This window comes from Brevibacillus sp. AG162 (assembly GCF_006715575.1).
Classification (GTDB): Bacteria; Bacillota; Bacilli; order Brevibacillales; family Brevibacillaceae; genus Brevibacillus; species Brevibacillus brevis.
This window is the reverse complement of the sequence record NZ_VFNO01000002.1, coordinates 939666-953261: the sequence shown is the minus strand read 5'-3', so window position 1 is coordinate 953261 and position 13596 is coordinate 939666. Positions and strand designations below refer to the sequence as shown.

The following is a 13596-nucleotide window of genomic DNA, read 5'->3' as shown; positions in this document are numbered from 1 at the left end:
AAGTTTAAGTAGAGAATGATTTGAAGTAAAGGTGATTTTCCTCGATGAATAAGTTCGAAGCAGAATTCAGTAATTTGGTCAGGGCTTTCCGAAAGCGCCATATGGGAAAGGGACCTAGCAAGATCAGCACCACGTTCTGCAAGAACTGGGCGATCTGCGAGATGGAAGGCAACCTTTCTCCGGTGGAAAAGTTCATCGCCACTTCGGAAGACGGAAAGCAGACATTACGAGCTGCCCGAACCGAAATGGTCAAAGAGATCTATCGGAAACACCAGCCAGTTGACATGGAAGCGTTTCTTGGAGCAAAACTCGTTGATCTTTTCGTCGATATTGACATTGAACGGGATTTTGGAATGTCGATCTTTGTTTTTGATCAAGACATTGAAAAGAAAATGAAAAACGAACCGTAAGTCTAAACGAAGCAGCGTCCCTGTTCACCGGCTTAGACGTAACGGAATTCGCGAAAGCAAACACGAAGTTGAGACTAGGTAGCGAACCTGCCGTAGACAACCACCGTGAACACGCTCTTTTCCTATAGGACAAGGGACGGTTTCATGGTGGTTTTTTCGTCTCAATGGAGTTTATTAGAGGGGAGACAAAAGAAATGGGCAAGACCAAGCATGGCGGACCAATTAAGCTGGATACTTCGTGGAAGCCTTCCTTATGGGCTTCACTAATGCCGATGGGACTCGGAAAAATCAAGCCGCATCACATTCGCGATACGATGAAGGTGGCCTATGACAATCGCGATAATTTGGGTTATGCCTATCGCATTTTGACGCAAGGGGTATGTGATGGCTGCGCCCTCGGCGTATCCGGTCTCTACGATCAGACGTTGACTGGTCCGCATTTGTGCACCACGCGACTGAACGTATTGCGTCTCAATACCATGCCTGCCATGGATGCCAAATGGTTTGAAGACGTGAACGCGCTGCGCACGCTGTCCAGCGAAGAATTGCGCAAGCTGGGTAGAATTCCGTATCCGCTTTCAAGAAAGCCAGGCGAAAACAAGTTCACCCGCATCAGCTGGGATGAAGCGTTGAACCGCATCGCGAGAAAAATCAAAAACATCAGCCCGAAACAGTTGGCCTTTTTCTTGACCGCTCGTGGAATTACCAACGAGGTATACTACACGGCTGCTAAAATGGCTCGTTTCCTCGGAACCAACAACATCGACAACGCATCGCGTATTTGTCACTCGCCGAGTAAGACAGCATTGAAGCGTTCGGTTGGAATTGGTGCATCGAGCTGTAACTATCAGGATTGGATCGGTACAGATGTGCTCGTATTCTGGGGCTCTGTACCAGGTAACAACCAGCCTGTATCGACGAAATATATGTATGCTGCGAAAAAAGCAGGAACGAAAATCATCCTGATCAACCCGTACAGAGAGCCAGCGATGGAAAAGTACTGGATTCCATCTGTACCGGATAGTGCTTTGTTCGGAACGAAGATTGCGGATGATTTCTACCAAGTGAACATTGGCGGCGATATCGCTTTCATGAACGGCGTGATGAAGATTTGGTTTGAGATGGAGGAAGCCAAGCCAGGTTCTGCGATCAACCATGAATTCATCAAGGAGCACGCGAACGGAATCGAAGAGCTGCGCAAGCATGTGATGAATGAATCATGGGAGAAGATCGTGGAATCCTCCGGTCTCAGCCGCGAGCGTATCAAAGAATTCGCGCAACTGCTCGCCAACTCCAAAAATGGTGTATTCGTATGGAGTATGGGTCTGACCCAGCACAAATTCGGTACGGACAATATTTCTCAGGTAGCCAATCTGGCCATTCTTCGTGGATTCTTGGGTCGCAAGCACACGGGTCTTATGCCAATTCGCGGACACTCCGGCGTACAAGGCTCCGGTGAAATGGGTGCCGACCCGTTCAGCTTGCCGGGTGGAGATTTTGAAGAAAAATCATGGAACCGCATTGAAAAGATCTGGAACTTCCCGATCCCGAAATGGCAAGGAGATATCGTCGGTATTTCATTGGAAAATGCCGTGTTGCCAGATGGTCACGAGCGCAAGACCAGATTGTTCTATACGAGCGGCGGCAACTTCCTGGAGACGATGCCAGATCCGGACTTCATGCAAAAATGCTTGGAGAGCATAGAAGTGCGTGTGCATCAGGACATCATTTTCAATACATCTACGTTGGTGGATGCAAAAGAAGAAGTGATCGTACTGCCGGCAATGACTCGCTATGAGCAGCCAGGTGGCGGAACTTCGACAAGTACAGAGCGCATGGTTTACTTCAGTGCCGAAGTGGAAGGGCCACGTATTGAAGAAGCGCGTTCGGAATGGGAGATTTACGTAGATCTGGCGGCACGGGTAAATCCAGAGAAAAAGCATCTGATGCACTTCTCAAGCGCAGCCGAAATTCGCGCAGAGATTGCCCTAGCGAATCCGAACTATGACGGTATCCAGCATCTGAAAAACCGCGGAGATGTTTTCCAATGGGGCGGTGCATGGTTGTGTGAAGGTGGCGTATGCCCGACACCGGACGGCCGAGCGAATCTGATTCCGATTGAGATTCCGGATTTGAACAAGCCAGAGGGACACTTCTATGTAACGACTCGTCGCGGCAAGCAGTTCAACTCGATGATTTACAGCAAGAAAGACCCGTTCAACAATGCGGACCGTTATGATATCCTGATCAATGCAGAGGATGCAAAAGAACTGCGCATTGCAGAAGGCGAAAATATCGTCGTTTACAATAAATATGGAACGTTCCAAGGACGTGCCAAATTCGAGGACACCAGACGCGGCAACATTCAAGTGCACTGGCCGGAAGGAAACGTACTCATTCCGAAGGGTGTATACGAGACATACGCAGGTATTCCTGAATACAATACAGCCGTGAAGGTTGAAAAAGCGGACACTTTCCACGCCAACAAAGATTTGAAATACGTGGAGAGAGAAGTAGAAGATTTGGAAGTAAACGTCGGCTGACGAGCTGCAGCAATGGGTGGTCAAGATTAGGAGGAACAAGCCATGCGTTTTTCACGACAAACACTCTCGGTTGAAGAAGCGATGAGCAAGCTGTTGGCAAAATTGCTGACAGGGAGAACGGAACAAGTGCAGATCGGGGAGGCATACGGGCGGATACTGGCCTCTGATCTACGTGCAACATACGATTTGCCGCACTTTGACCGCTCGCCGCTGGATGGGTTTGCCGTGAGAGCTGCGGATACGGTTGGGGCCTCCGTTGACCACCCGATTACGCTAACAGTGCTAGAGACGGTTGCGGCTGGGCAAGTACCTACTAGAGAATGGAAAAAGGGCCATGCTACGCGGATCATGACAGGTGCGATGATGCCTGCGGGTGCGGATGCGGTCATCATGTTTGAGCAAACGTACAACCCAGCGGAAGAGGCGGATACGGTACGGATCAAGCGGGAGATGAAGCCTGGGGAAAACGTATCTCGTCGCGGTGAAGAGATGGCGACAGGAACGATCATTGCCAGGGCGGGCGAGCGGATCAACGCAGGTACTCTCGCCAGCTTGGCTACGTTTGGCTATTCGCAGGTCGAGGTTTTCTGCAAGCCGCGTGTCGGTCTGATTTCGACTGGAAGCGAGCTGTTGGAGATTGATCAGCCGCTTGCTCCAGGCAAAATTCGCAACAGTAATACGGTGATGCTGACTGCCTTGATTGCTGAGGCAGGGGGCATCCCTGTTTCGTTTTCAAGACTGCCGGATGATCTGGCTGTGGCAAAGGCGAAAATCAGTGAATGCTTGCGGGGCGTGGATCTGGTCATTTCAAGCGGCGGTGTGTCCGTTGGGGATTTTGATGTGATCGCGGCTTTAGTGGATGAGCCTGAGGTGGAGCTTCTGTTCAATCGGATTGCGATACGTCCAGGAAGTCCGACGACAGCCATGATCATGGAAGGCAAGCCTTTTATTGCCCTATCAGGTAATCCGGGGGCCTGTTTTCTCGGGTTTGAGCTATTTGCGCGAGCAGCCATTCGTCGCATCTCGGGAGAAGCCCATGTAGTGCAACAGGTGATTAAGGCGAGACTTGGCGTCGATTATACGAAGCCTTGTCCATACCCGCGTTACCTGCGAGGGAAGCTCCTCGAAAAAGACGGGGTTTTGCACGCGATCCCTGATTTCAATGAAAAGGCAGGGAATCTTGGGACGTTGAAGGACAGCGAATGCTTTATGATCATACCAGCCGGGGGAAGCGGGCAAAAAGCAGGAGAGCTGGTTGATGTTCTCACGCATGCCGCCCCAACCTGGAGAAGAGAGGGATAGCGAATGGTCAAGCCACCTTGTGTTTTGCAGATTGTCGGTTATTCGAACAGTGGCAAGACGACGCTGCTCACCAAGCTCATTCCGATTCTCGAACAGGCAGGGATAAGGGTCGGGGTCATCAAGCATGATGGCGGACACGATTTTGAGTGGGATCAGCCAGGGAAGGACACCTGGCGTTATCGTGAAGCCGGAGCTTCGCTGGTTGCGATCACATCCAAAACGAAAACGGCCATCGTGGAGCAAAAGCCGCAGGAGCTGTCCGTCCTTATCCAGCGCTTGGCAGATGCTGGGGCCCAGCTCGTTTTGGTAGAAGGCTTCAAGCGTGAAGGCTATCCCAAGCTCGTGCTGCTTCGCAGGCCAGAAGATGAGGAGCTCTTATCGATCGTTACTGATTTGGTAGGGATCGTAGGTTGGTCAGACAATCGTCAGCCGGGGTTGCCCTTTTTCGATATAAATGACATAGACAACTTGGCCAAGTTTGTAAGGGAACAGGTATCTGGTTGGTATTTCAAAACTGATTAGAAACATTGAGATCATTCCAGCTTGATTTGGGATGATCTTTTTTTGTAGCATAAGAAGGATTGGAAAAGTCGAAGAAGCTGCTATGCCTGCTGCCAGGATGTTTTGCAATTGTCACAAATTGTTTCTATTTCCTGTGACCAGAATCACATGTGTATCTGTGAACCTCCCGTACACTTGAAATATAGAAAGTACGAAGCACTTCAAGGAGGTTCTACGATGTTAAGCCAAAAAACCATTGAAATTATAAAATCAACCGTTCCTGTGCTAGAGGTGCACGGAACTGCCATTACAAAACGTTTTTATCAAATGATGTTTGCCAAGCACCCTGAGCTTCTCAATATTTTCAACCACGCTAATCAAAAGCAGGGAAGACAGCAAATGGCTTTGGCCAATGCGGTGTATGCTGCGGCATTGTATATTGATAAGCTGGAAACGATTTTGCCAGTGGTGAAGCAGATTGGACATAAGCACCGCAGCTTGGGAGTGAAGGCTGAACACTACCCAATCGTTGGGGAAAACCTGCTAGCTGCGATCAAAGATGTACTTGGGGATGCCGCTACGGACGAGATTTTACAGGCGTGGGCGGAAGCGTATGGCGTCATTGCAGATGCTTTCATCAGTGTAGAACATGAAATGTATGAACAGGCAAGCGGTCAGACTGGAGGATGGGTAGATTTTAGAGAGTTTATCGTCCAACGCAAGGTGAAGGAAAGTGACGTGATTACTTCCTTTTATCTGGTTCCGGCGGATGGTCAACCGATTTCCAGCTTTGAGCCAGGGCAATATGTCAGCGTCAAGGTAGAATTACCGGGCGAGCAATTTACACACATTCGCCAGTACAGTCTCTCTGATGCGCCAGGGAATGCGTACTACCGCATTTCTGTCAAACGCGAGGACGCGATGCAAGATAAGCCGGCAGGAAAAGTATCCGTCTATTTGTCAGAGGAAGTGAAGGAAGGAGATAGCCTGCAGCTGTCTGCTCCGGCTGGAGATTTTACCTTACAGCAAGAGGACAGCCGTCCGGTTGTGCTGCTCAGTGGCGGTGTAGGATTGACCCCAATGATCAGCATGCTGAACACACTGATCAATTCGGGAACAGACCGTCCGATCACCTTCATTCACGCAGCTAAAAACGGAAATGTGCATGCCATGAAGCCGGCAGTAGAGGAGTTGGCCGCAAAACATCCACAGCTTTCTGTTCACTGGTGCTATACACAGCCGACTGAACAAGATCGATTGAACGGTGCTTTTCAGAAAGAAGGATATATCGACTTGCCATGGCTGCAAAAGGTCATCGATACAAAAGAGGCGAGCTACTATTTTTGTGGTCCAATTCCATTCATGAAGACGATCAACGGTGCTCTGTTGGAATGGGGAGTGCCAGCTGCCGATATTCATTATGAGTTCTTTGGTCCGGCAGCGACCTTGGCATAAAGAGCTCTTACAAAAAAAGCCCAAGCTTACTCGCGATTCGCAGCTTGAGCGCGCAGCAGCCGATTTACCGTCTCGCGGCGAAGCCCGATGAGCTGACCGATTTCATCCTGAGTCAGCAAATCCGAAAGCGAAGCGACAGGGATAAATGTCTGAAACCAAAGCTGGAGCTTGCGAAGCTTTTCAGCAGGAGAGACTTCGGTCAGTTGGTCGATACGCTGCTGCATCATCCGCAGCTTCCCTTGCAGCTGTAACGCGATATCACGACATTTTTCAGGATTGTCATCCAGATGGCGATACCAATCCGGGGCAGACAGTACTTCGACCTCACAGGTCACGAGAGCGATTGCTGTCCCGTAATAGGGATTCGGGCTCATCAACGAATGATGCGGAATGATCTCATCCGGAACGATGATGTTAACCAGCGTCAATGCTCCGTCTGCATGTACCCGAACGATTTTTAACAGACCGCTCTTCAAATGATAGAGCGGTCCAGATTCTCCTTGTCGAAACAAAACTTCTCCCTTGTGCAGGATCATGGGTTTCTCCTCGATTCTCTGAGTCTTTCTCTAGCAATTATAGCAAGCCCGGCAGGAGGAAGTAAGCAAGCGTAAAAAGCAGTTTGCCGCTTTTTTAGGCTTGCTACAGCAAGGATGCCTTTTGCTATAATGGGGAAATCACAGATGAATAAAGGGAGTTGTCTGATGTTCAACTTTTTTACATGGGTAGGCTCCATCATGGGGGTACTCACACTCGGATTGATTGGCTATGTGGCTTACCGCTACTGGTACCATATGGGACAGCTTCCGAAGCCGGAGTTTCGTCATCTGGACACGAAAAAACCAGTGCCTGCCGACTGGAGTCATGATGAGGTTATGTTTACATGGATCGGCCACTCGACGATTCTGTTGAATATGTTTGGTACGAAAATACTGACAGATCCGGTTTTGGGCGAGAAGCTCGGGATTAAGCTTGCAGGTGTCCATTTTGGTCCCAAGCGTTTTACACCTCCTGCCCTCGACTTTGCTGAAATTGGCGAGGTAGATATCATCTTGCTATCGCATGCCCATTTGGATCATGTCGATCTGCCTACTTTGCAGAAAATAGCGAATCGCTCCACACATGTCATTACGGCGCACCAGACGAGCAAGCTGTTCAAGCATATGCCATTTGGTTCGTATGAGGAAATGCAGCCGGGAGAAGCCATTACTACCAAAGAAGGAATGACGATTACTGCGATTCCTGTTCGCCATTGGGGCAACCGCTTTCCATGGAATCATGGATATGGCTACAACGGCTATATGATTGAGAAAAATGGCGTGCGCATCCTCTATCCAGGTGATACTGCTTATATCTCCATGGAAAATTTGCCGAAACAATTCGGGGCTATCGATCTGGTGTTCATGCCGATTGGCGCCTACAAGCCAGACTCGTATCAAGCAGCGCATTGTACGCCAGAGCAAGCATGGCAAATGTTCAAGGAGACCCAAGCCAAGTGGCTGGTGCCTATTCATTGGAATACGTTTGTGCTCTCGCGTGAGCCTGTTGATGAGCCGTTCGAGCGTCTGTTGGCAGCAGCGGGGGACGAGAGGGACAGGATTGTTGTTGAAAAACAAGGGGAGACGTTTTCATTCCCTGTTCAATAGGTGTGAAAAGTTGGCGACTGCGTACATAGCAGTCGCTTTTCTAATTGATATGAATAAACGGGGAGGGAATAGCTACCTTATTATAGAAATATTTTTATCGAAGGAGTTTGTTGAGGAGGGGTACATATGACAAAAGCATTGCCACAACGCTGGGATATGGATGTGATTTTTCCTGGTGGGAGTGAATCGGAGGATTTTCGGGCGTTTTTAGGGACTTTGGAAGGGGATATTGCGAACCTGAAAGCACGGTTGGAGCAATCTGGCGCTGGTTTGCATGAGACAGCGGCTTTCAAGGAAGTTGTCACTCATGTCCAAAGCATTGCCGTGCGTGTGAGACAAGCAGGTGCATTCATTTCCTGCCTGACTGCTCAAAATGTAAAAGATGAGCCAGCCAAGCTGATGGGTGGTCGTGTGAAGAGTATCTCGGCTGCGTTTGGTGCAGTATTGACGCGCTGGGAAGAACAGCTGCTGGCTATTGAAGCGGCTGCATGGGAGAAGCTGTTGGCAGACGAAGAATTGCAACCGCTTGCTTTTGTGCTGAATGAGCGCCGCCGCCGTGCACAGGAAAAACTGTCGCCTGAACAAGAAGTGCTGGCAAACGATTTAGCCGTAGACGGGTATCACGCTTGGCAAGATTTGTACAATGCGGTCGTAGGACGTATGACCATTGAGGTTGAGGTCAATGGAGAGACGAAGCAGATGTCTGTCGGGCAAGCTTCTAACCTGATGAGCAGTCCTGATCGAGCTGTACGTGCCCAAGTATTTGAAAAGTGGAAAGAAGCCTGGGGCAAGGAAACGGAGCTGTGCGCGCAGGCGCTGAATCACTTGGGTGGTTTTCGTCTCTCTCTGTACCGACATCGCGGCTGGGATTCCGTCCTGCGTGAGCCGCTGGATATTGGACGGATGCAGGAAAAAACACTCGATGCGATGTGGCAGGCCATCGAAAATCGCAAGGATCGTCTGGTTGCCTACCTGGAGCGCAAGGCAAAGCTGCTCGGTGTAGACAAGCTGAGCTGGTACGATGTAGGAGCTCCAGTCGGTAAGGTACATAAAGAAGTGTCTTACGATGAAGCAGCTGCCCTGATCGTTGAGCATTTCAACCGCTTCAATCCGAGCATGGCTGAGTTTGCGCAAAAGGCATTCGATGAAGGCTGGATCGAGGCAGAGGATCGTCCTGGCAAGCGCCCAGGCGGATTCTGCACGAGCTTCCCAGTCAGCAAGCAGTCCCGCGTGTTCATGACGTATGCGGGAAGCGCAAGCAATGTATCCACACTGGCACATGAGCTGGGGCATGCATATCATCAGCAAGTCATGTGGGATTTGCCGGCGCTTAACCAAAACTACGCGATGAACGTAGCGGAAACAGCATCGACCTTCGCAGAGATGATCCTCGCTGACGCTGCTGTGAAAAATGCAGCCAATGATGATGAGAAACTGGTGCTCTTGGAAGATAAGCTGCAATCCATTGTCGCGTTTTTCATGAACATCCACGCTCGCTTTATTTTCGAGAAAAACTTCTATGAGAAGCGCAAAGAAGGTCTTGTTAGCGCGGCTGATCTCGACCGAATCATGGAAGAGGCGCAAAAGCAAGCGTACAACGGAGCTTTGGCAGATTACGAGCCGCACTTCTGGGCATCCAAGCTGCATTTCTATATCACGTCGTATCCGTTCTACAACTTCCCGTACACATTCGGGTACTTGTTCAGCATGAGTGTCTATGCGCGTGCGCTTGAAGAAGGCGAGAGCTTCGCACCGAAATACGATGCACTGCTCCAAGATACGGGCCGCCTGATGGTAGAAGACTTGGCGAAGAAGCATCTCGGCGAGGATATGACGACAGTCGAGTTCTGGCAAAAAGCTGTTGATCTGGCTGTGGCAGACATCGACGAATTCCTGCGCCTGACAGAAGAAGCATAAATTCAGGAATAAATAAGCTCCAAGCAGTCTGTCGCTTTTCCGACAGGCTGCTTTTTCGTTGAGAGATTGTTAATATCGCAGACGAAATCTTCGGATAACCTTTACCTGCGGTTTATAGAATCCTCGCCATTTTTTCGTACAGTAAAAGGGAAGGGAATACTTGCAAAGGGAGGCATCGTAATGGACACTGGCAGTCATCTTTTGTTGGGTGTCACACTGGCGGGCTTAGCCCATATCACGCCGGCAGTGGCACATGATCCGGCGCTTGCTCAGGCGCTGATGGTCGCAACGGTAGTGGGATCTCATGCCCCGGATTTCGACACTGTGGCCAGACTTCGCGGTATTTCTTTTTACATTCGCTTTCATCGGGGAATTACTCATTCGATTCCCGCCTTGTTTCTGTGGCCCCTCATCATCAGTCTTCCTCTTGCCTGGGGGTTTGGTCTCATGGGGCAGTTCGGGATTTTGTACGGGTGGACGCTGCTGGCCGTTGTGCTGCATGTTTTTCTCGATATGCTAAACGCTTATGGAGTTCAATGTATTCGTCCTATTAGCAGGCGCTGGGTGCATTTGGATGTACTCGCGATTTTTGAGCCACTGGTGTTCGCGGTTCATCTGGCAGCGGCGATATGGTGGATAGCTTTTAACGGAAATCCCAGCGTGCTATTTCCGATAGCGTATGGCATGACGCTCCTGTATATTGGCGTGCGGGCTTGGCAGCATCACCGTAACGTCAAGCGGGTAGCAAGGGCATTGGAAACAAGAGGCATATCCCATGTTTTCCCGAGCATACATCCTTTTCACTGGCGATTCGTCGTAGAGACGGAGGAACTGTTTTACACAGGGAGGATCGAGTATGCACGTGTAATACTGGAGGATGTGTATCCGAAACAGCAGCGTGATGCAATCATTCAGGCTACAGTCGGTGTGGACGGAGTTCGTGCTTTTCTCGGATTTGCTCAACGCATCCACGTCACGTGGAAGGAGATTGCCGACGGTTATGAAGTCACGTGGAGCGATGTGCGCTTTTGGTACAACCGCAAGCTGCCATTTGGCGTAGATGTTGTCTTGGACCGTGATTTGAACGTCGTTGATCATCGGTTGGGCTGGCGAAAAAAAGCGTGGGACCCGCCGTTTGTATAAGGAAAGCTAGTATAGGTAAGCCCCGTCAGTTTGGTGAAGCTGGGGGCTTACTTTTTTTGTGTAAGGACATTTATAACAATAACACCAACAAAGCTGGTGAGAAGAAAACACAGGGCTTGTAGACCTTGATAGCGCCTCCCCTTTTGGAAGTGGAGACGGACAGTGAATCACCCCTGCTGGCGTGTCAGAGTCGAAGAGAACTGTGCTTTTTCTTCTCCTCCACTATGTTGACCCCATTCATAAGGACCTTTATAAGTTATTCTAACGAAATGGCGCTATGCAAAATCCAGCAAGAATGATACACTGAGAAAAACTAAAACGTTCGATGGTGATAGAATGAATGATATGTATTCGATTAGAGTAGAATGGTCTCCTGCGTATGAATGTATCATTAGCCTCTACACTTACATTTACGAAAAGGAGCGCAAGCATTATTTGCTTGGTTCTGCTTGGAAAGAGGAGACAAAACAAAAGCTCCCGGCGTCTTTTGCAGATGAACTCGCAGATGAACGCTGGGAGGTGCTCCACCGTTTGGTGCTGCTGGTAGCGCAATCGCCCCAGACCAAATCCGTTGAAGAATTTCTTGGGTGGCTGGAGAGCATCCCTCCCGGTGAAATTTATGAGCGCCTCGCGCCATGGGTGGAGACAATCCCGCTGAACCTGGGGGAAATCCGTGATCACAGCCTATCGTTGCTTACCCGGTGGAATGAACATTATTTTTCGAAAGTGGACTCACGCATTTTGGAGAGTCTGCAACGGAGCGCCGATGAGCTGACAGTCCGCGCCAAAGAAACGCCTCCAATCGATTTGGTCGATCATGTTACAAACGGTATCTGGATTGAGCCAATGGCAGATTTGCGCGAGGTTGTACTGATCCCGCAATATCATTGTGCCCATTCTTCTGTTCTCGACTTTTATCGGGGGCTTGCCACTTGCATGTACCCTGTCAAAGATGCGGCAACGACAAAACCACAGCCGCTCCTGGAGCTGTTGCCCATCACACAGTGCCTAGCGGATGAGAAGCGCCTGCAAATCTTGCGCTGCCTGGCAAAAAAGACGTGCACTCTAGGTGAATTACAGAAGCAAGTATCACTGGCAAAAAGCACCGTCCATCATCATGTAACGGCGTTGCGTAGAGCGGGGCTGATTCGTGCTCACTACACAGGAAGTACGACGATTTCCTACTACAGTCTGCGAGAAGCCTTCGTCGAGCGTCTCCCGGTCTTGCTTCGTTCCTTCTTCCATACATCAGAGTAATTTTGCTTACGGAAATGACATGATTTTGTTGAGAGGGTAGGTTGAATCAGTATGAGCAAAATGAGGCAAGTGTGGGAGGCGTATCACCCGATTGTTCATCTGTTGATGGCAGGGTCGGTGTTCGTTCAGCTCACCCAATCGATGAGTATCCCTTTTCTAGCCATCTATCTCGGTGAAACGACGAAGCTCTCTCACGCCTATATTGGGCTTATTATCGGTGCAGGTCCTTTGGCTGGAACAGTAGGGGGATTTGCTGGCGGGATTCTCTCGGATTTGTTTGGCAGACAAAAGCTGATGTTTTTTTCCTTGCTTGCTATGGCGTGCTCGATTATCGGATTCATTACGGTGGCTCATCCGATCGGTTTGCTGTTGATCAGCTTGGTTATGGGATTGGCGGCTTCAATTTTTGCGACGGTTTCAAAAGCGCTGATGGGTGACTTGACTCCCGAGCATAAACGTTTTCGTGTGTTCTCGAATCGCTATCTTGCGAACAATCTAGGTTTTGCGATTGGTCCTATGCTCGGTGCTTTTTTGGGGATTTCCGGCAGCAATCTGGCGTATATTCTGACTGCGGTATCCTTGGTGAGCTTTGCCGTCATTTTATTAGTGGCATGTCGGAGATGTGGCGTCACCGATGATGGCGGGGGGAACGGTGAGGTAGAAAGAGCCAGTTTGCCTGAGATCTGGCAAGTGCTCAGAAGGGATGTCGTCCTTCTTACATTTGTCACAGGCGGAATCCTGTTAGTGACGGTGTACGGTCAGATGTCTGTTACGCTCTCCCAATACTTGCGGGAAAACTTTTCGGAAGGAGTCGCCTTGTTTGGAACGTTGATGAGCGTCAACGGATTTACCGTCTTGCTTTTGCAAATTCCATTGACGAGACTGGTTGAGCGTTGTTCCTTGTTTACACGGATAGCAGGTGGCGCTGTATTGATGGCCATAGGAGAAGTCGGCTTTGCTTTTTCGCCAAACTGGGCTTGGTTTATTACAGCGATGATCGTTTTTACGCTAGGTGAAATCCTGATTGTACCGGCGGAGTATGCGCAAATCGACGAGATCAGTCCCGCGAATATGAGAGGGACTTACTATGGGGCACAAAGCGCAACGATGCTGGGCAGCTTCCTCGGTCCATGGGCAGGTGGCATGGTGCTCACCGCATATGGTGGCCCCGTAATGTTTTTGGTCATGGCAGTATTGGCGCTGGTCAGTTTGATCTTTTATTGGCTTGGACGCAGGTTGCATGAAAAGCGGAAGCAGCCTGGAAATGCGATTGTAGAGACTGCCATTTAGCTTCTTGCCGTTTATTTGCGAGTGCCGTATAATAGAAAGTATCTTTTTCAAAAGGGGAAGTTTTGATGTCGGTGTGTGTTCTTAACTAAGCAATTGGATAGGGTACTCCCAGTATTTTTGGCAAAAACCACATTT

Annotated in this window: 11 protein-coding genes; 10 read left to right on the top strand and 1 reads right to left on the bottom strand. The window is 49.6% G+C overall.

Annotated elements, in window-relative coordinates; genetic code table 11:
• The first annotated feature begins 44 nt into the window (after positions 1 to 44).
• The 5 genes from FB479_RS09385 to hmpA all read left to right on the top strand — a co-directional run bounded on the left by FB479_RS09385 (position 45) and on the right by hmpA (position 6211).
• Positions 45 to 410 (top strand): Na-translocating system protein MpsC family protein, encoded by a 366-nt coding sequence (locus FB479_RS09385; RefSeq protein WP_012684864.1) that lies wholly within the window; start codon positions 45 to 47, stop codon positions 408 to 410.
• A gap of 194 nt (positions 411 to 604) precedes the next feature.
• Positions 605 to 2953 carry an FdhF/YdeP family oxidoreductase gene (locus FB479_RS09380; protein ID WP_142064497.1) on the top strand — a complete coding sequence of 783 codons (2349 nt, stop codon included), beginning with the start codon at positions 605 to 607 and terminating at the stop codon, positions 2951 to 2953.
• 42 nt (positions 2954 to 2995) lie between these two features.
• Positions 2996 to 4255, top strand: coding sequence for a molybdopterin molybdotransferase MoeA (locus FB479_RS09375; protein WP_142064495.1), 1260 nt, complete (start codon positions 2996 to 2998; stop codon positions 4253 to 4255).
• Between the two features lie 3 nt (positions 4256 to 4258).
• A complete protein-coding gene (gene mobB, locus FB479_RS09370; RefSeq protein WP_142064492.1) occupies positions 4259 to 4777 on the top strand; it encodes a molybdopterin-guanine dinucleotide biosynthesis protein B in 519 nt (172 codons plus the stop codon).
• Between the two features lie 216 nt (positions 4778 to 4993).
• On the top strand, positions 4994 to 6211 hold the full coding sequence (gene hmpA, locus FB479_RS09365) for an NO-inducible flavohemoprotein (RefSeq protein ID WP_142064489.1): 1218 nt from the start codon (positions 4994 to 4996) through the stop codon (positions 6209 to 6211).
• A 26-nt stretch (positions 6212 to 6237) separates the two neighbouring features.
• Here hmpA and FB479_RS09360 read toward each other — a convergent pair whose 3' ends face one another.
• Positions 6238 to 6747 carry a Crp/Fnr family transcriptional regulator gene (locus FB479_RS09360; RefSeq protein ID WP_017251999.1) on the bottom strand — a complete coding sequence of 170 codons (510 nt, stop codon included), beginning with the start codon at positions 6745 to 6747 and terminating at the stop codon, positions 6238 to 6240.
• A 165-nt stretch (positions 6748 to 6912) separates the two neighbouring features.
• Here FB479_RS09360 and FB479_RS09355 point away from each other — a divergent pair, with 165 nt between their 5' ends.
• The 5 genes from FB479_RS09355 (at position 6913) to FB479_RS09335 (ending at position 13461) form a co-directional block, all read left to right on the top strand.
• Complete coding sequence (locus tag FB479_RS09355) at positions 6913 to 7854, top strand: MBL fold metallo-hydrolase (protein WP_142064642.1); 942 nt, start codon at positions 6913 to 6915, stop codon at positions 7852 to 7854.
• Between the two features lie 126 nt (positions 7855 to 7980).
• A complete protein-coding gene (locus tag FB479_RS09350; RefSeq protein ID WP_106655903.1) occupies positions 7981 to 9771 on the top strand; it encodes a M3 family oligoendopeptidase in 1791 nt (596 codons plus the stop codon).
• Positions 9772 to 9951: 180 nt separating this feature from the next.
• On the top strand, positions 9952 to 10914 hold the full coding sequence (locus FB479_RS09345; protein WP_142064486.1) for a metal-dependent hydrolase: 963 nt from the start codon (positions 9952 to 9954) through the stop codon (positions 10912 to 10914).
• A 336-nt stretch (positions 10915 to 11250) separates the two neighbouring features.
• Positions 11251 to 12171, top strand: a complete 921-nt coding sequence (locus FB479_RS09340) for an ArsR/SmtB family transcription factor (protein WP_142064484.1) — start codon at positions 11251 to 11253, stop codon at positions 12169 to 12171.
• A gap of 51 nt (positions 12172 to 12222) precedes the next feature.
• On the top strand, positions 12223 to 13461 hold the full coding sequence (locus tag FB479_RS09335) for an MDR family MFS transporter (RefSeq protein WP_142064481.1): 1239 nt from the start codon (positions 12223 to 12225) through the stop codon (positions 13459 to 13461).
• Positions 13462 to 13596 lie beyond the last annotated feature (135 nt).